Annotated in this window: 22 protein-coding genes; 9 read left to right on the top strand and 13 right to left on the bottom strand. The window is 45.2% G+C overall.

Annotated features, from left to right (window positions below):
* Positions 1-544 precede the first annotated feature (544 nt).
* Entirely contained in the window at positions 545-1,324 is a 780-nt protein-coding gene (gene rsmA, locus PQ469_RS26460) for a 16S rRNA (adenine(1518)-N(6)/adenine(1519)-N(6))-dimethyltransferase RsmA (RefSeq protein WP_274210362.1), read from the top strand.
* A 160-nt stretch (positions 1,325-1,484) separates the two neighbouring features.
* On the top strand, positions 1,485-3,092 hold the full coding sequence (locus PQ469_RS26455) for a hypothetical protein (RefSeq protein WP_274210361.1): 1,608 nt from the start codon (positions 1,485-1,487) through the stop codon (positions 3,090-3,092).
* 153 nt (positions 3,093-3,245) lie between these two features.
* On the opposite strand, the gene PQ469_RS26450 is transcribed toward PQ469_RS26455, so the two are convergent.
* From PQ469_RS26450 to PQ469_RS26390, 13 genes are all read right to left on the bottom strand, one after another.
* A complete protein-coding gene (locus PQ469_RS26450; RefSeq protein WP_274210360.1) occupies positions 3,246-3,773 on the bottom strand; it encodes a DUF2911 domain-containing protein in 528 nt (175 codons plus the stop codon).
* 291 nt (positions 3,774-4,064) lie between these two features.
* A complete protein-coding gene (locus PQ469_RS26445) occupies positions 4,065-4,448 on the bottom strand; it encodes a hypothetical protein (RefSeq protein ID WP_274210359.1) in 384 nt (127 codons plus the stop codon).
* 97 nt (positions 4,449-4,545) lie between these two features.
* Positions 4,546-5,010 carry a M15 family metallopeptidase gene (locus PQ469_RS26440; protein WP_274210358.1) on the bottom strand — a complete coding sequence of 155 codons (465 nt, stop codon included), beginning with the start codon at positions 5,008-5,010 and terminating at the stop codon, positions 4,546-4,548.
* Between the two features lie 31 nt (positions 5,011-5,041).
* Positions 5,042-5,833 (bottom strand): bestrophin-like domain, encoded by a 792-nt coding sequence (locus tag PQ469_RS26435; RefSeq protein ID WP_274210357.1) that lies wholly within the window; start codon positions 5,831-5,833, stop codon positions 5,042-5,044.
* Positions 5,834-5,863: 30 nt separating this feature from the next.
* Complete coding sequence (locus tag PQ469_RS26430; protein ID WP_274210356.1) at positions 5,864-6,433, bottom strand: glycoside hydrolase family 108 protein; 570 nt, start codon at positions 6,431-6,433, stop codon at positions 5,864-5,866.
* Between the two features lie 155 nt (positions 6,434-6,588).
* Positions 6,589-7,050, bottom strand: coding sequence for a DUF2589 domain-containing protein (locus tag PQ469_RS26425; protein ID WP_274210355.1), 462 nt, complete (start codon positions 7,048-7,050; stop codon positions 6,589-6,591).
* Between the two features lie 37 nt (positions 7,051-7,087).
* The gene (locus tag PQ469_RS26420) at positions 7,088-7,294 is read right to left on the bottom strand and encodes a hypothetical protein (RefSeq protein ID WP_274210354.1); all 207 of its coding nucleotides are present in this window, start codon (positions 7,292-7,294) and stop codon (positions 7,088-7,090) included.
* A gap of 17 nt (positions 7,295-7,311) precedes the next feature.
* Positions 7,312-7,899 carry a DUF2589 domain-containing protein gene (locus PQ469_RS26415; RefSeq protein ID WP_274210353.1) on the bottom strand — a complete coding sequence of 196 codons (588 nt, stop codon included), beginning with the start codon at positions 7,897-7,899 and terminating at the stop codon, positions 7,312-7,314.
* Between the two features lie 93 nt (positions 7,900-7,992).
* Positions 7,993-8,673 (bottom strand): DUF2589 domain-containing protein, encoded by a 681-nt coding sequence (locus PQ469_RS26410; RefSeq protein ID WP_274210352.1) that lies wholly within the window; start codon positions 8,671-8,673, stop codon positions 7,993-7,995.
* 125 nt (positions 8,674-8,798) lie between these two features.
* Entirely contained in the window at positions 8,799-9,464 is a 666-nt protein-coding gene (locus tag PQ469_RS26405) for a response regulator transcription factor (RefSeq protein ID WP_274210351.1), read from the bottom strand.
* A 2-nt stretch (positions 9,465-9,466) separates the two neighbouring features.
* Positions 9,467-10,252 carry a sensor histidine kinase gene (locus tag PQ469_RS26400; RefSeq protein WP_274210350.1) on the bottom strand — a complete coding sequence of 262 codons (786 nt, stop codon included), beginning with the start codon at positions 10,250-10,252 and terminating at the stop codon, positions 9,467-9,469.
* Positions 10,242-10,784 carry a hypothetical protein gene (locus PQ469_RS26395; RefSeq protein WP_143065349.1) on the bottom strand — a complete coding sequence of 181 codons (543 nt, stop codon included), beginning with the start codon at positions 10,782-10,784 and terminating at the stop codon, positions 10,242-10,244. The genes PQ469_RS26400 and PQ469_RS26395 overlap by 11 nt, the downstream gene beginning before the upstream one ends.
* 117 nt (positions 10,785-10,901) lie before the next feature.
* On the bottom strand, positions 10,902-11,357 hold the full coding sequence (locus tag PQ469_RS26390) for a hypothetical protein (protein ID WP_274210349.1): 456 nt from the start codon (positions 11,355-11,357) through the stop codon (positions 10,902-10,904).
* A 614-nt stretch (positions 11,358-11,971) separates the two neighbouring features.
* Between PQ469_RS26390 and PQ469_RS26385 the strand changes: the two genes are divergently transcribed.
* From PQ469_RS26385 to PQ469_RS26355, 7 genes are all read left to right on the top strand, one after another.
* Positions 11,972-12,721 (top strand): carboxypeptidase-like regulatory domain-containing protein, encoded by a 750-nt coding sequence (locus PQ469_RS26385; protein ID WP_274210348.1) that lies wholly within the window; start codon positions 11,972-11,974, stop codon positions 12,719-12,721.
* A gap of 179 nt (positions 12,722-12,900) precedes the next feature.
* Positions 12,901-13,800, top strand: coding sequence for a helix-turn-helix domain-containing protein (locus PQ469_RS26380; RefSeq protein WP_218152367.1), 900 nt, complete (start codon positions 12,901-12,903; stop codon positions 13,798-13,800).
* Between the two features lie 82 nt (positions 13,801-13,882).
* Positions 13,883-14,716 carry an SDR family NAD(P)-dependent oxidoreductase gene (locus tag PQ469_RS26375; protein ID WP_274210347.1) on the top strand — a complete coding sequence of 278 codons (834 nt, stop codon included), beginning with the start codon at positions 13,883-13,885 and terminating at the stop codon, positions 14,714-14,716.
* Between the two features lie 29 nt (positions 14,717-14,745).
* Positions 14,746-15,477 carry an SDR family oxidoreductase gene (locus PQ469_RS26370; RefSeq protein ID WP_274210346.1) on the top strand — a complete coding sequence of 244 codons (732 nt, stop codon included), beginning with the start codon at positions 14,746-14,748 and terminating at the stop codon, positions 15,475-15,477.
* 69 nt (positions 15,478-15,546) lie between these two features.
* Positions 15,547-16,386, top strand: a complete 840-nt coding sequence (locus PQ469_RS26365) for an SDR family oxidoreductase (protein ID WP_274210345.1) — start codon at positions 15,547-15,549, stop codon at positions 16,384-16,386.
* Entirely contained in the window at positions 16,353-16,631 is a 279-nt protein-coding gene (locus tag PQ469_RS26360; RefSeq protein WP_274210344.1) for an Atu4866 domain-containing protein, read from the top strand. Before PQ469_RS26365 ends, PQ469_RS26360 begins: the two co-directional genes overlap by 34 nt.
* Before the next feature lie 96 nt (positions 16,632-16,727).
* The gene (locus PQ469_RS26355) at positions 16,728-18,353 is read left to right on the top strand and encodes an NADP-dependent glyceraldehyde-3-phosphate dehydrogenase (RefSeq protein WP_274210343.1); all 1,626 of its coding nucleotides are present in this window, start codon (positions 16,728-16,730) and stop codon (positions 18,351-18,353) included.
* Position 18,354 lies beyond the last annotated feature (1 nt).

The raw sequence follows: 18,354 nt of genomic DNA, 5'->3' as shown, positions 1-18,354 counted from the left end.
ATTGAATTTATATTGGTTATCCTGAAACTATCTCCAGGCCTATTTCTATTCTATTTCTTAATCTGTTAATCTAAAACGCTCCCGTCTTGATTCTTGATTCTAACCTCTTGATTCTCTTCCCCCGCTTATCAACCAAACCAGCATCCAGGCGCTTTTTGAATTTTGCCTTTTGAATTTTTACTTTAATACCGGCGTTCCCTTCGGGCCGGGCTTTACGTTCATACTGCACAGGCCTTAGCCACAGGCCGGTATCCACTTCAATCCCTAACGCAACTTGTCTGAATCAGAATTTACAGGATTTTAGAATTTTCAGAATTACAGTTTGTTATCCGGTTCCAATTCCTGCCTTTCACCCTTTACCTTTCACCCTTTATCTGTTCCCAACCCGGGCCTTTTGCCCTTTACCTTTCGCCTTTAACCTGTTCCCAACCCGGGCCTTTTGCCTTTTACCTTTCGCCTTTAACCTCTTTCCCCCCGCAAATAAAACATTTGTTCCCAATCAATGCGCAAATATCACGTAATTTGCTCAAATATTTGACAGATAATGACATTGGTAAGGGCAAAAAAACATTTAGGGCAACACTTTTTAACCGATAAAAATATTGCAGCCAAAATTGTAGACAGCCTGAAACCCGAAGGCCGGTTTACCAATGTGCTGGAAGTTGGCCCCGGAATGGGCGTACTCACCGATTTTTTATTGCTCAAGACCGAGTATGAAACCTCGGTAATTGATATCGACGATGAATCGGTACAACACCTTAAAAAGAAATATCCTCAGCTGGGCACCCGCCTCATGAATGCCGACTTTTTGGAAATGGATTTTAAAACCGTTACCGATAAGCCCTTCGCCATCATCGGTAATTTCCCTTACAATATTTCGTCGCAAATTTTGTTTAAAGTGTTGGATAACCGCAGCCAGGTTATCGAGGTAGTGGGCATGTTCCAGAAAGAAGTTGCCGAACGCTGCGCCGCCAAACCGGGTAGCAAAGAGTACGGCATCCTGAGTGTATTTTTGCAGGCCTATTATAAAGTAGAGTATTTATTTACCGTTAAAGCCGGCGTATTTAACCCGCCGCCCAAGGTACTCTCGGCCGTTATCCGCCTTACCCGCAACCAGGCCGAAAACCTTGAGTGCGACGAAAAACTATTCTGGCAAATTGTAAAAGCCGGCTTCAACCAGCGCCGCAAAACCCTGCGCAATGCCATATCATCCCTCATCAACAAAGAAAAAATGACTGGAAACCCAACGCTCGACCTACGCGCCGAACGCCTGAGCGTGGAGGATTTTGTGAAGCTAACGAACGAGGTAATGGCGGCGAGGTAGAGCAAGTGCACTATATTATACCTTTTAACACCACACCGGGAACGCTTTTTTGATGAATTAATGCTTAGTTTAACAGCTGAGCTAATTTTTTTAAACGTCTGTTCAATCCGTGGCTAATCCGGCTCAATTATGTATTTTAGAGGCCTAATTATTTAAACAAATGAAAAAACCTTTATCACTATCACTATTTCTAATTATTTTATTGTTCTCGACAGTAAAAGCTCAATTTAAACCAATTGCAGAAGGCCCGGCTTTTAAAGAACCGGAAGAAGGCTTTGCCAAAGTTTTACAATTAAAAAATGGCAACACGATGTTCCTCGATATCTCCCTTAAAGAGGGTATTGCGGTGCACATGTATAACCCCGCCCATCATGAAACAGCAATAACCCAGGTTGATCCGTCATATGGCAAAATAAGCCGGGGCGGTAACATTAAAGGCGCGTTTGAAATTAACGGCGATGTTGTATTGATGGTTAGCTCCCTTGATTCAAGGGTACCTACCCTTTATAGGATTATCATCGACGGCAAAACCGGAATGTTAAAAGACGATACTAAAATTGCCGAATTAGGCAAGGTTAACTTATTTCAAGGATATTCGATGGCTTTCGGAGGCGTGCCTATGCCTGATTTTTTTGTACGTAAAGACCCAAACAGCGATAATTACGCGATAGTTTTATTTAATACTTTTGAAAGCGACAGAAGTAAACGAATTGAAATTGTTAGCTACGGTGCCAGCAATAAAGAAGTGAGCAGGGCTTATTATGCGTCTCCGGATGAAAAATATAAATACCTGCAATATATCGACATGGCGGTAATAGGTAGCGAAAAAGTTTGTGTACTGGCTTACGGCTATAACAAGCGTAATGATGGCGACAGTGAACTGATTTTGGCTAACCTGGATAAAGGTGCTAAAGCAGTAAGCTATACCGAACTCGGGTTTTCGCAGGATCTTTCTGTTTACCAGGGAGTCGCTCGTTATAGTCCCGCAACAAAATCAGTAATATTATCTGTAGTTGTTAAGCAAAAGGGAAGTAAAAACGAATATAGTTCTGTTATAACTTTTATTAACCCTTTTGAAAAAAAGATCAACAAATTCGGCGGAATATCACCATCAGACAGAATCAACGCTTTTGCCAGTTCGAAAAAAGGATTCAGGGGGTTGCCTCAAAATATTTTCGTAAACCAGGATGGTACTTTTACGGTTATATATGAAGAGATGGAAATAATTACCCGTACCAGGTACGGTGTAAATGTTTCTTCGTCGAGCAATTCATCCACTACATTGGGAGACCTGGCAGTTGTTAATTACAGTAAAACCGGCGAGCCGATAAACGACTTTATAATCCGCAAAAGCCATGTTTTAAACAATACTTTACTGGATCCTTTTTATCATTCGGTAAGAGAGGGCTCGGCACAGGAACTTCAGGGAGGAAACCAATTTAAATCATTCGCGTATCTCGACGGAATATCTAAAAGCTTTATCCTGTTCAACGATACCGAGCGTAATAACGAAAAACAAGAGCAAGGCAGCGTGGTATCTATACAAGGGGTAAGTGATTGCGATGGTTTTTATTATGGCCTTACCGGCGCAAATGCCGTACCTAAAAGAGATTATGTTTTTGGGAATGCTGCCGGCAAACGTGATCATAACCTTGGCTTGTTTTCGATATCAGATTATGACCGGAAAAATAACGTTTATGTAACGCTTGAACTTTCAAAAGAGAGTGGTAAAAAAGAAGTAAAGGTTGTGTGGCTGCAACCGCAATAACAGCCAACCTGCCCCCGATGATTGCACTTCCCCGGGCAAGTTTGTAAAAGATAAGTAAGCAATTTTTAATAACTGAATTAAAAAGCCGCCCAATCAATAACGATGAGGCGGCTTTTTTATAACCTGCTCTATGAAGCTTTTGGGTTTTTGCCTTTAATTAAAAACTACAGGTACCGTTAAATTTTCCCAATTTAACTCAAATCCTTTTCCCGAAATGGTGTAGGTTAGTCTTTCACTCATACCTGCTGATTTTCCGGGGGTAGCGGTTACTACGGCAACATCTTTTGCAGGGTCCTGGGTGGTGGTGCCATCGCGGTTAATGCCCCACTGCCCGGTTTGCGAATTGAAGATAATTTTCCATTCTTTTTCGCCCGGTACAGCGTATAGGCTGTATTTGCCGGCCGGGATGGTTTTACCCTGTATGGTTAAAGCCTTATCGGTAGTAAAAATGGTTGCCTGGTTGGCGCCTGCCCGCCATACTTTATCATAAGGTACCAACCCGCCCCATATGGTACGACCTTTAACCGCAGGGCTGCTGTAAGCAATAGTTACCGCCGCGCCGTTTATAGTGCCGGTGGCGGTAGCCGCAGGACTTGCTTTTTCCTGTGCCATAACAGTAAACGACATCATGATGCCGAACAAAACGAGCATAAATGATTTTTTGAATGTGATACTTTTCATAATGGGTAATGTTTTATTGGTTAATATGAAGCAAGTTACAAAGTATTTAGGGAATAAAAATCATTAAACAAAGCTTGTATTAAATAAGTAAACAGCGGGAAGATTTGTTTGATTTTTTTTAGAGGAGTTTTTCTTGTTCAGAGGCATTTGAACATCGGCTAACAACAAACAGCATGGTATTGCAAGGTTGCGATAGGTGCAGAAAACTGCAATAAGGAGGTTGTTTTGGGATTAAGCACTGCGTCCCGCATTATGCAGGGCGCCGTACTGAAATGATAAGAATGCCGATGATCAGGAATACTGCCCGTTTGCTGCAACCACCACGTTTTGTAAAGCATTAATAAAATTGGTAATCAAGGCCCTGTGGTTGGGATAATCGGCAGATAAGCCTCTCAATAGGGCATTCATGGTGCTGGATGGGCTGGTTCCGGTCAGTATATTGGTACCCTGGCCGTTGGCCACTCCAGGCGCAAAATACCTGATACACGACACCTGCTGCGTTCCCGCAAGAAAATGGACATGATAGTGCCCGTGTCCTGCTTCTGTTACCCCGAAATTTGTGTTATAGCCACCCAGTCCGTCGTTGGCCTGAATAACCCCGGCGTAGGTAAGGCCGCCGTTTAGCCCAGCCGTAACGGCCGCAGCATTGTCTTGTAATAACCATGTAAAAGGCATAAAAATTTGTTTATTTGTTGTTGCCTACTCTGTGCAGTTTTCGGCTTCCCTGTGTTTTGTTGGTTTGGTATAGTATAGTCGTCAGGATCATAGCCGACTAAATAATTACATATTCGGTGCCCGGAATAAATTTTTGTGCGTTATGCAGGGCCAGCAAATCTTGCCAGGTATGCCCGAACCGGTTTTCGAAGTGCGGGTTATCCACAATGGATTTAAAACGCCCTCCCCAAAACATTCCATGCGCTTCCATCACGGCCACCACCTTCATCCAATGCGGGCCTACTACCCAGTCTTCTTTTCCGTTGGTCAGCATAGCAAAATCCCAGGCCAGGCCGTAGTTATGGTAACTCTGGCCTGCGACGGCTTTAGTTACTATGGGGCCTGGCGCTGTCCGTCCCTGGGCATAAAGGGCATTTGATTCGGCGAAGGTGCGCAGGCCCTGGGTTACAATGATCTGTACATTGGCAGGCATGGCGGCCTGCGCCTCTGTCCAGGCGGTGATGGCTGCATCGCGGAGTTTCGGGTGAAGGGTGTTCAGGTTGTTGAGTGATCTGTTATCCATGATATTAAAAGTTATTGTTGGCTATTAATGATTATTTGTCTTGTGGAGTTTCTTCGTGTTCCATTTTTAAAATGGTGAGGTAGGCGTCCGGCTTTATCCTGATGGAGCCTGTGAATGGCTGGTCTATCATCAGGATGATATAGAATACCAGGCCGATAAAGGCGCCCAGCAGGCCATTGACCAGCATATGGATACCGGCGCTTTCCACATCAACGAGGATGGCGAAAAACAGAATGATACCGGCGCCGGCAACCAGGGGTGCCCAGATGTCGGGCCATATTTTAAAAGACGCATTTAGCTGACGAAGGCTGCGGTAGGTCTCAAGCTCTGCCAATTGGCTGAACATTTGCACTGCTAAGGCATCATGGTTCATATCCATCTGTTCCAGTGCCGAAAAAACGGCGCTGAAAACGGCCCGGTCATTGCTGGTGGCTTCAACCATCTGTTCCATTTCCGGATATTCTTTATCAACCACATTATGGAGATAATGCTCGTATGCCACCCGCAGCTTTGCTACTTTTTGGGCTTGCGGGTATAACAGGATAGCGCGGTATAGCCCCCTGGCCAAACTACCCTCTCTTTCGGCATTATTTTGCGCCACGTTGTAGGATTCCCAAACCAGCAGGACAACGAAACCGAGGATGAGCCCGTAAAACCCACCAAGGACAACAAATATATAGCCCACAATCTCATTATGGCTGCGCAGGTACCTGATCCGGATCCGCTTCCTGAAAAAATAGGTTGCTGCAACGGCGGGCAGGGCAAAGGCCAGCACCGCGATCACGATGACAAGGCAGGAGGGAAGGGCGAGTAAATGGTACATGATAGTTTGGGTTTAATTGCATTTAGAAGCTTAGCTATTGGCCTGATCATAGGGCGGCATCCGGCTGAACCAGGATTTCCTGAACTCGGCCTGAGGCGGGTTAGCAGCAATCAGGTGCTCGTACCGTTGTTTACGGATGGTGCAGATGGCATTGTACAATTGTTCGCCATTTAGAGCGTTTGCCGAGGCGATGCTTAATTTGCCAATCTTGCCGTCTACCGCCAGCGTGCCGGGGCTCAGCAAATTCACCCCTGCCTGCAGGAATTTGGCGCCGGTGCCCGCGCCCATATTTACCGCGGCATCAAATAATTGGTTGGCCACTGCCTGGTCATTAATCAAATCAAGCGATCCTGTATCCCAAAAGTTTACCCGGTAAAATGCAAGTACATGGGCCTCCAGGGAGGTGTCGGCGGCAAGCGCTGCATTCAGGCTGGCCGGGTTCCCGCTCTTGATCTCATCAACAATCTTCCATCCCGGCCATTCCGGCCAAAAATGGCGGGCTACACCTCTCCAGGTCTCTCCGCCGTGGTCATTAGGGTGGTTGCTGTAACCGCCTTCGTTTTTCATTGTTATTTTAAATGCCTGTTCAAATGCTGCCATGATATTTGCGATGTTTAAAGCGTGAGGTTTATTTAGCACTACGTTAATTGTATAATGACGGATAGTCTTTAGCGGAAAGTGTTAAGTTCTAAGTCAAAAAACAATAAATCTAACCTTCAACTCCAGGCTTAGTACTATTAACTTAACATTAGTTGTTATCCGATCTGTTTTTTCAGGATGGCCTCGTAGCCTTCAACCAATACTTGCAGGCCTTCAGAGGTTTCCTGGGGCGAAAATGTGATCTCGATTTTGCCCCAGGCTGTTTTGTGTTTCTTTGAAAAAAGGCCCGAGCCGCTTTCGTCCTTCCCCGAAAAGTGCAGTTGCAGATCGCCCCCTATAACCTCCATTTCGAAATTTGCGCTCAATGTGGCCTTTTCGAGCTTTGACATCGAAAGCGGCGCCAAAGTGATGAGCGGAACTGATACATTGACCGGTTCGCTGTTCAAATGAGGGTAGCGGAGCGTTACCGTTCTGGGGATCATCGCTCCGTTACTTTCAGGCGCGGTATCGGCAACAAAATATTTATCTATCATGGCCGTGTTCTTGTCCATGAGCACCTCACTGGCATGCACAATGGCATCCTGGATGGCGTATACGAATGATTTGAAACTGATCATAGTAATTTAATTAAGGTGTTGTAAAAGGCTGCTGAAGTTAGGCCTGTCCTATTTTTTTCTTGACATCATTAAATTTTTCGATGGTTTGGCGTACCGCGTCCTTACTTTCAGATGCAAGGCCGATAGTAGCATCGCATGCCGGATTGGGGCAGCAGAATTGCCGACCGAGCAACAACTGGTCGGTGTTAAAGGGAATGCTTTCCTGGCAAACGGGGCAGGGTAAGCTTTGGGTAATGTTGGTCATTGGGTTATGAGGTTAATTTATTGGTTGTTGTCTGGGGAAGCGTGGATAGACCGGTTGTACATATCGATTATGGTGAGTACGCCGGAAGGAAGCGGCAAGGCCGAAGCATTGATGTTGACTGCTATTTTGCTTTTATTTTGCCTGCTCATTCCATTTTTCGCCCCGGAAGGATCGCCGCTGATCTTGCCGTATAGCTGCGCTTTTTTGTCGGTGATCTGATTGCCGGCCCCGGGGGTCCTATCGCCGTCCTTGCCGCCGGTTCCTGATATTTCCAGGTGAAAATCTATGGTAACCTTGTCAACGGCCAGGGAATTCAGCGGAATGATGGTGAGCAGGGGCAAATTGAAATAAGTGGTAACCGCCTGAACGGTGTTGTCTTGCTTATCGGGCGCCAGCAGGTGCCTGGTGAGCGCCATTTTGATCATGACCGGTTCATAGCCATCATCGGTCTGTTTAAAGCAATAATCTAATAAGAACCGGGTTTGACCCTGGGCCATGGTGACGTTGGCTTTTGAAACAGCCACCAAAGGAGCACTGATCAAAGACTCTATATCCAGCGCCCTGCTATAATCAGGATCGAATGTTTGGTTGGTGATATCGGGCATGATGATTTTTATATAATGGTAAAAGTTAAGTTAGCTTCCGCAGAAGCTAACTTATTTGACCATCCTTGAGGATGGCGTTGTGAATTGACCCTACTATTTGCCTCCTTTATCTTTATCCGCATCGGCGGGTGGAGTCGCGGCCGGCATTTGGATAGGTTCGATGGTTTTGGTAAAGGCGTTAATAATGGTGCTTACGCCTTGTGGCAGCGGCAACTGGCCGGCATGTACGGCAACCGTGTACTTTGCCGAATTGCTTTTTTGGTAGTGCGTGTCATGTGTCGACGAATCTTTTGAATCGTAACTTGCACTCCCCCGGATGGTAACGGATACGGGACCCCAGCCAATCTTGGCTTCAAAACTACCCTCACCTTTGCTCTCGGTAGATTTGGCTTCCGATGTCTCTTCGGCAAAACTGGATTTTACTTCCATTTCGAAGGTGATATCCACAGATTGCACGGCCAATGAGTTCAAAGGCACAATCGTCAGCATCGGCAGCGTAAACCGGGTGTCAACGCTTTGAATGGTGGTTGGGTCGGTCGCTGTGGCGCCGGGGGTAATAACACCCCTTGACAGCACCATCTCGATCAGAACGGGTTTGTAAGACGCTTTGTCCCCGTCGCCCTGTTTAGCAAAACAGGTGTCAAGCATGAATTTGGTTTGGGTGAGCGCCATCGCCGAGTTGGCATTTGCCGCAGCATTCAATGGACCGCCAATCAGCGCGTCCATAGGCAGGCCCGAGAACTCCTGGGCCATTGATAATAAATTTGATTCCATATGTTTGTTATTTGTTGTAAGCAAAATAACAGGATAACAATGAGGGGTTTCAGCGCATAAATACCCCTTTAAAAAACAGGTAGAAATACGGGGTATTTAAGTAATTGTACGTATGGCAGGCGGGGTTACATCACCTCTATCAATTGGTGCTTAACGGCATATAGCACCAGGCCGGCGGTATTGCGGCTTTGGGTTTTAAGGAGCAGGTTGTTGCGGTGACCCTCTACAGTGCGAATGCTTAAGAATAACTTTTGGGCAATTTCGGAGCTGGCATATTCTTTACAAATAAGCTCAAGCACCTCTCTTTCGCGGTTGGTGAGCTCAAAAGGAGAGGTACTGAAAACGTTTGTGGTTTTACTACGGCGGGCGGCGGTATTTTGGATAGCCACCAGTGTTTGCCGGTTAATATAAAAACCGGTATGATGAACGGTTTGTATCGCCGTAATCAATTCTTCCTTATCGCAATTTTTAAAAAGATAGGCGGAAGCGCCTGCCGAAACCATTTTGGCTATAAGCCTTTCCTGCGAATGTACAGACAGCACCATCACTTTTATTTGCGGGTACTGTTCCTGTAAAATCTGGTTAAGCTCGATGCCGTTCATGCCGGGCATATTCATATCCAGCAGCAGCACCTGGGGGAGTGAGGGGATGGTTTTTAAGATGGCGAGCAGGTCTGCTGCGCTTCCGGCATCGGCAACCAACTCAAAATTGGGTACGCTGTTGATAAGTACTGCCAGGCTTTGTCTGAAAATATTCTGATCGTCGACAATGGCTACCCTTATTTGTTCCATTTTTAAATATTATCTGTTTTAAGCCGGATGTTTATGTTAAATCCTGTGCGGCCTGGAAAATCATCCTCATAAGCTGCTCCGATAATGCCCAGCCTGCTTTCGATGTTTTGCCTGCCCATTCCTTTTTTTGTTTTGTCGGCAACTGCAATACCCCGCCCGTTGTCGTGGTAACTAATCAGCAGGTAATCGTCAGCTATATCAAACTTAATATTTACCAGGCTGGCATTGGCGTGTTTAAGGGTATTATTTAATAATTCTTCAAAAACCCGGTATAAGGACAGGGATACCTCCGCACCAAGCTGATCGGTTACCGGGTTGGCGTTATCGGTAATGTTTACCTGCAGTTTGCCGGTGGCGGTGATAAACTCGGTCAGGTCTTCTAAAGACCCCATAAAGCCATACAGTTCAAGGCCAGGCGGCGACAGGTTATGCGAGATATGCCTTACATCCTGTACAATTTTATCTATCTGATATTTACAGGTGCTTGAAAATTCGCCGCTGCCGGTTGTAGTCACATTATTAAACATTTCGATAGTGATGCGCAGGTTTGACAGGGCGGTACCAACGTCGTCATGCAAATCCTGGCCAATGCGCTTGCGCTCCGCTTCCTGCGATACGATGATGGTTTTTAACAGTTCCTGCTGGTGCGCAAGTTCTGCCTGTTGTAATTGGTGTTGCTTTTTTAACAGGTTGTTTTGGTTGCGGATAAAAATAAGCACAAAAGATACTACCAGCATGAACAGGCCGCCCATGCTAATCAGTAATAAAACGTAAATATTATCCTTCATTTTTTACCTGTAAAAAGCCAGCTGCCACCATAAGGTACATCAGTAGTACGAGGGTAGCATGGATACCTCCGAAAATGAAATAGAGATTGTCACTCGCTTTTTGAGTAATGAGATTTAAAAAAGCAAAATAAGCGAATGAGCTGGAAAAGTATATTAATAAACCGGTTACAATCCAGTTTACGGGGATAGTTACCCAAGGTGTTTTATTTTCCTGATTACTGTAATTTAAAAAATAATACATACACAAGCCAATTATAATTAGAGCAGAAATAGGCCTGGGATAAGAATTGTATTCATATATGTTTTGTATAAAAAGAAAATCAAGCACACTCAACAGAGGGAATAAAATAAATAAGGCCCAAATTATCCAGGAGACTCCGGATTTGTTTATGGACAATTGAAAGAATCTGAGTATAAATAAATATTCTGCAATGGTATAAAAGTGCAGTAACGGCAAATTATTGATGTTATGCAACCCCATTATTCGCTCAATAACATCTGTTACACCTGCAAATAGCAGGTATAACAGCATTGTTTTTGAGGGTTGGTTTTTGTAAACAGTTTTTATTAAACCGGTACCTATGGGTATCAAAACAGTTGCCGGCACTATAACCGTAACGTATATATGATTCATTTACAAATGATGTAACTAAGAAACAGGTACATACAATTCACTTTGTTGATCGCAATATTTAGGGCAGGGTGATGTAAAATCATAAACATTGGTATCGTTCGGATCGGGATTGCTGGCATCCTTATGCACTGCATCAGTATACGGTGCCGAATGGTTAACCTTTAAAACAGGTACAATAAGGCCGCGCATATCGTCGGGTGTTGCCGAGGTAGGCATTGTTTCGCCGGCTATCCCGAAATACACCCTGATGCCAACCAGCGTGTCTTCATTATAGTAGTTTTTACATTCCTCTTGTATTGCTGTAATATCTGCAAAGGAGATATAAAGAGCCCGCGGAATGGATTCCGGATTTTTTTTAAAGCCAGGTATTTGCAGCATGGCATTTAGCCACCTGTCGATACGGATTTTGGCAAGCTCAAGGCTGATGGTTGTTTTTGAGGGATCTTTTTTGGGTTCAGTTTTATGTGTCATGGTACTTAGGTTGAAATTGTTATAATTATTTAATAAGCAATAATTTTAGGTAATAAATGAAACGCTTTCATATGCCAGCCGGTTGAGTTATAACATTCGGGAGCTATGCTAAATTAATATATATATTCAATAATTATAAGGCGAGTGAATATTAAAATACCGTGCTTCCCGGTTGTTGGTATTCCTCGGCGTCTGCCTCCCTTCGGTCGAGTTGTTTTCAACAAACTGTAGCCGCAATAATCAAAGTCCTCTTTGCCCGTAATAAAAGACCGGTACCCTTTCGGTATGGTTACTAACAGGTAATTATTTCGCAAAATATCTGCATTAGCGCAAAACCAGGCAACGTAGGTAAATATATTGTGCGCAGCTTTTCTTTTGGCAGGCACGGCGCTTTGTTTGATTGTTTTTTACAACCTGTGTGATGCAGGGCGCGTTTGGTTAAAATATGTTAAACACAATCCACGAAAGCTGCCGCCCGGTTATATTTGTAAGGAGCTCATTAATAAAGTTCTAAGTCTTGAGTCGGAAGCCCTAAGTACAAAGTTCAAAAGGATGCCTTTCAACTCAGAACTTTCAACTCAAGACTTATGACTTAGAACTTACTACCACCACCTATGCGACACCTGCTTATCATATTTTTTATTTGCACCGGTCTTGCGGGCTACGGGCAAAAAATAAACGGTATAATAACCGATAAGGCAACCGGCCTGCGTATTAGCGGCGCGCTGGTAAGCACCGGAAGTTCGGCCGCTATAAGTGATATGGCAGGCATTTTTAGCATTAAAGTAGCCAGGGCAGGGGATACCTTGAGGGTAAAGATGCAAGGTTACAAGCTGTATGCGTTACCAGTTGACCCATCAAAAAACACAGACATTATTGTACAGTTGGAGCAAGCCACTATCCAGCTGCAGCAGGTAAACATCAGTGCCCGGCGCGATAGGGTTAAAGATTCCATCAGTAACCGCATTCAGTTTGCCCGGGATTTTAACAGCCATCCGCCAAAGTTTTCGGATATCATCAGGCCGGGCGCATCTGTCGGGCCCATACCCATGGCTGGCGTTTCCATTGTGCCCAGCCAGTTTATTGCCCTGCTTACCTACAAACACAGCAATGCCTACAGGTTTAAACAGGCGCTCATCCGCGACGAGGAGGGCAAATATGTTGATAGCCGCTTTAGCGACGAGCGGGTGGCCCAGCTCACCGGCCTGCAATCCGATTCGTTATACCATTTCATCAACCAGTACCGGCCTGCAGCTGCACAGGTACGCAACATGAGCGACTATGATATTTTTACCTACATCAAAAAAAGCGCTGCAAAATTCAGGAAACCACACCGGGATGATGTAAAGGAGGCGGAGTTTTAGCACGAAATACAATAAAGGGCTCGGTGGTATCCGAAAGGTGCGTAGCAGGTACCCGAAAGGTGTGTAGCAAGTACCCGAAAGGTGTCACGAGGGGATGGCAAGGGGGCAGAAACGGCGTAATCTGAATGTAAAACTCAAAACGCCACTTGACATGTGGTTTGAATTTTGTAATTTTGATTATGACTACCGAAACACTTGAAGATTTTTACAAAAACAAATTCGACTGGCTGCCCAATAACCTGCAGCAAAACATCGGTCATTTTAATGTTTTTAAAATTGAGGATTGTATTGGCCCCAATGCCAAACCGGTTACCTACAGCCGCCGAAGCTTTTACAAAATAAGCCTAATGCGGGGCGAAAACATTATCCATTATGCTGATAAAAGCATTACGCTGTCGGGTACTTCGCTCATGTTTTTTAGCCCACTTGTGCCCTATACGTTTGAGCACATGAGCGACGACCGCACGGGCTTTTTCTGCATTTTTACCGAGGAATTTTTTGTGGAGCGGTTTCGCAATGGTTTGAGCGAACTGCCCATGTTCGGGCTTAACGCCAAGCCGGTATATCAGCTTGATCGTACACAGGATGAATACGTTACAGGCCTGTTCCGTAAAATGACGGATGAGATTGCTTCTGATTACGCTTTCAAGTATGAGCTCATCCGCAATTATGTTACCGAATTGTGCTACTATGCATTAAAAACCCAACCATCCGAAAATGTTTATAAACACGCCGATGCCAAATCGCGCATAACATCGGTGTTTACCGAGCTGCTGGAAAGGCAGTTCCCGATAGAAACGCCTTCGCAGCGCTTTGCCCTGCGGTCGGCCAATGATTTCGCGCAACGATTATCGGTACACGTAAACCACCTCAACCGCGCCATCCGCGAAACCACCGGCAAAACCACCACCGACCACATCGCCGACCGCCTCCTGAGCGAAGCCAAGTCCCTCCTGCGCCATACGGATTGGAATATCTCTGAAATAGGCTACTGTCTGGGTTTTGAGGAACCAACGCATTTCAATAACTTTTTCAAAAAACAAACCCAGGTTACGCCATCACGGTTCAGAAATGTTTGAATTTCGTAATAATTGGTTTGAATAGCGTAATCACTCCCTTTTGCTGTCATATTACCTTTGTTTTATCAAAAACAAACACACTATGGACAACAAAAAAGTATGGTTTATCACTGGCGCCTCCAAAGGTTTCGGGCTCAGTTTAGTAAAACAATTACTGGATGCTGGCCAGCTTGTTGCTGCCACTTCCAGGAACCGGCAGGAGCTTGTAGCTGCCGTTGGTTCAAACAGTGCTGATTTTTTACCCTTACAGGTTGATCTGGTTAACGGGAGCAGCGTATCCCTGGCACTGCAGCATGCCTATGAAACATTTGGCCGGATAGATGTGGTTATCAACAATGCCGGCTATGGCATTGGCGGTGCTATTGAGGAACTTACCGACGCCGAAACCCGCTCGGCCTTTGATGTAAATGTATTTGCTACCCTTAACGTAATCAGGTTTGTGATGCCTTACCTGCGTAAACAGCGCTCGGGGCATATTATAAATATCGCTTCTATAGCAGGTATTACAGGAGGCACAGGGTGGGCGGTATACGCAGCGGCCAAATCGGCAGTAATTGGCCTGTCGGAAGTATTGGCTCTGGATGTTAAGTCGTTGGGTATCAAGGTTACGGTAGTAGCTCCGGGGGCGTTCCGCACCAGCTTCCTTACCGCCGATTCGTTAACAGTTACCCAAAATCCTATTGCCGAATATGAAGATGTAAGGCACTCGCACTGCAAATACCTGAGCATGAATGGCCAGCAGGCAGGCGATCCTGAAAAAGCGGCTGCAAGCATCATCAACGTGGTTTATGAAGAAAATCCGCCGCTCCGTTTGCTGTTGGGTGGCGACGCATATAACCGCGCTCTCACTAAACTGGACGGCTTGTATAAGGAAATTCACGAATGGGAAAACACTACCTGCGCCACTGATTTTTAAGTGTTTACACGTGCCTAAAAACAATAACGATGGAAAATATTAAAAACAAAGTTATAGTGATAACCGGCGCCAGCAGCGGGATTGGTGCCGTTGCTGCCCAAAAGTTGGCCGCGCTTGGTGCCAAAGTTGTATTGGCCGCCCGCCGGGAAGACCAGCTAAAGACCATAGTTGCCGAAATAGGCGACAATGCCATCTATATACCAACTGATGTAAGCAAACGCACCGATCTGGATAACCTTATCCAACAGGCTATCGACAAGTTTGGCCACGTAGATGTTTTATGGAACAATGCCGGCATTATGCCCATATCCTTTTTTGAGGAAGGCCTGGTTGATGAGTGGGACCGGATGATCGACATCAATATTAAAGGGGTGCTATATGGCATTAATGCTGTGTTGCCACACATGCTGCAACGCGGGCAGGGCCATATCCTGGCAACCTCGTCCGTTGGCGGTATCAAAACATCTCCTGGTATTGGTGTGTACTCCGCAACTAAATTCGCGGTAAAGGCCATTATGGAAACCCTACGCGAAGAAGTGGCACAAACCATTAAGGTAACCACTATTTTCCCGGGCGCAACGCAATCCGAACTGGGGCATGATATTACCAGCCCAAAGATAAAAGCCCTGTACGGCAACCTTAAAAACATGCCTAAAATGGACGAAGACGCTATAGCAGATGCAGTAATTTACGCCATCAGCCAACCCGGCAATGTATCTGTCAACGAACTGGTGATTAGGCCCCTTGGACAAACAAGATAATTAACACAAATAATTAACCGGTGAAATCATTTAACACTCAGTGAAATCACCCAATAAATCAAAACAATCATGAGCAATCAAAATATATGGTTTGTAACCGGCGCCTCAAAAGGGCTGGGACTTACCCTTGTAAAAAAGCTATTAAGCCAAGGCTATAAAGTGGCCGCCACATCAAGAAACATCAGCGACCTTGAAAACGCCGTAGGCGTAACCAGCGATGCGTTTTTACCCCTTGCGGTTAACATCAAAAGCGAAGAAAGCGTACAGCAGGCTATCGAAAAAACCATCAGCACTTTTGGCAAAATAGATGTGGTAGTTAACAATGCAGGCTACGGCATGCTGGGCGGCCTGGAAGAAACAACCGACCAGGAGGCCCGCGACAACTTTGATGTAAACGTGTTCGGGTCATTAAACATCATCCGCAAAGTATTGCCTTACCTGCGCGAGCAAAGGTCAGGTCACATTATCAATATTTCTTCGATAGGCGGCTTTGTTGGCGGTTATCCGGGTTTTGGAATTTACTGCGCTACTAAATTCGCAGTCAATGGTTTTTCTGAAGCATTGGATGCCGAGGTAAAACCATTTGGCATCAAAGTAACCATTGTGGAGCCGGGATACTTCCGTACCAACTTCCTTTCAGAAGGATCGCTGATTGTCCCTAAAAACCCGATTGATGCTTACCAAAATGTACGCGACTCGCAAAACCTGCACCAAAATCAGATGGACCAGCAACAAGCCGGTGATCCTGAAAAAGCAGCGGCTGCGATGATAAAAATTGCAAACCAACCCGATGCCCCATTGAATTTATTTTTAGGTGAGGACGCCTACCAGCTGGCTCACCAAAAAATAGCATCGGTACAAAAAGATTTGGAAACATGGAAAGAATTAACAACCTCAACTGGTTTTTAACAATGAAAAATAATGAGCATATAGGCGTTTGGGTAACCAAAGACGGTTATATACGCCATGAATTTTTACCAAACGGCCGTTACGATGAAGCGCGCGGCGATATAAAAAGCGCTTATACCGGTTACTATAACAGGTTAGGCAACCACGTTGAATACCTGGATGATACCGGCTTTGTAGCCGAAGGTGATTTTAAAGACGGCGTCTTTTATCACGCAGGTATGGTGTTATATAAAGAGAGCGCCTGAATTACAAATTTCGTAATTCTGCTTATTGGCCATAAAAAAGCTTGCTTATAAAAGCAGGCTTTTTTTACCTTTATAAAAATCTAATACCTATAGAATATGAGTTTTAAAGACCAGATAACTTCGATATTTGTGCCCGAAAGCCAGATTGGCTTTGGGTTTCAGACAGAAGAAGTACACCAGCGCGAATACCTCAGCGATGGCGAAATGAAACCATGGGATGGCGAAGTAAACGAAGTATACTCGCCAATTGGTTTTTTTGATGCCGACGGAAATTTTACCCGCAAGCTAATTGGAACCTACCCTGTTTGTACCGAAAAGGAAGCATTTGAATCGTTGGATGCCGCGATTGCAGCCTATGACAATGGCCGTGGCGAGTGGCCTACCATGAGCATTGCCGACCGTATTAAATGCATGGAGCGCTTTATTTATAAGATGAGCGAGCAGCGTAGCCTGGTTGTAAAACTGCTGATGTGGGAGATAGGTAAATCCTACGGCGATTCGGCCAAAGAGTTTGACCGCACCATCGAGTACATTAATGCAACCATCGATGCGCTTAAAGATATCGACCGCCAATCGTCGCGGTTTGAAATGGCCGAGGGGTTGATTGCCCAGATCCGCCGCTCTCCGTTGGGTGTGGTGCTATGTATGGGGCCGTTTAATTATCCTTTGAATGAAACTTTCACCACATTAATACCCGCTCTTATTATGGGCAATACCATACTTTTTAAACCACCAAAGCATGGTACACTTTTACATTACCCACTGTTACGGGCTTTCCAGGAGTCGTTCCCTAAGGGCGTAGTGAATACCATTTATGGCCGTGGTTCCGTGGTAACACCCGGGTTGATGGCTTCGGGCAAAGTAAATGTGCTGGCCTTTATCGGATCAAGCAAGGTAGCCAATGACCTTAAAAAACGGCACCCCAAAATAAATCGTTTGCGTGCGGTATTAAGTTTGGATGCTAAAAACGCCGCTATCGTAACCAAAAATGCCGACTTGCAATTAGCTGTTAACGAGTGTATTTTGGGTGCGCTATCGTTCAACGGACAGCGGTGTACGGCCATAAAAATGATTTTTGTTCAAAAAGATGTAGCCGACGAGTTTTTGAAACTATTGAGCGAAGCCGTTGCTAAATTGCCGTTTGGCTTGCCCTGGGATAAAGACGTAAAACTTACGCCTTTGCCCGAGCCGCATAAGCCAGCTTACCTTACCGATATTGTTGAAGATGCTATCGCCAATGGTGCAAAAGTAATTAACGAAAACGGCGGCGAAACGGTGGCCTCATTCTTTTACCCTGCCATCGTATACCCGGTTAATGAAAAAATGAAACTGTACCGCGAAGAGCAGTTTGGCCCGGTAATTCCGGTTGTTCCGTTTGAATCAATAGAAGAGCCTATTGAGTACCAGATTGATTCGCCGCATGGCATGCAGGTGAGTATATTTAGTAACGATGCCAAAGAGATCTCCTCGCTGATAGATCCGTTTGTGAACCTGGTAAGCCGGGTAAATATCAATAGCCAGTGCCAGCGCGGGCCGGATGTATTCCCTTTCACCGGTCGTAAAGATAGTGCCGAGGGCACCCTTTCGGTACATGACGCGTTAAGGGCTTTCTCCATCCGTTCGTTAGTGGCTACCAAAATGAACGATGTGAACAAACAGATCATTAATGACATTGTAAACGACAACGAATCTAATTTCCTGAGCACGAAGTTTATATTGTAAG

This window comes from Mucilaginibacter sp. KACC 22773 (assembly GCF_028736215.1).
Classification (GTDB): domain Bacteria; phylum Bacteroidota; class Bacteroidia; order Sphingobacteriales; family Sphingobacteriaceae; genus Mucilaginibacter.
This window is presented reverse-complemented; position numbering and strand designations above follow the sequence as displayed.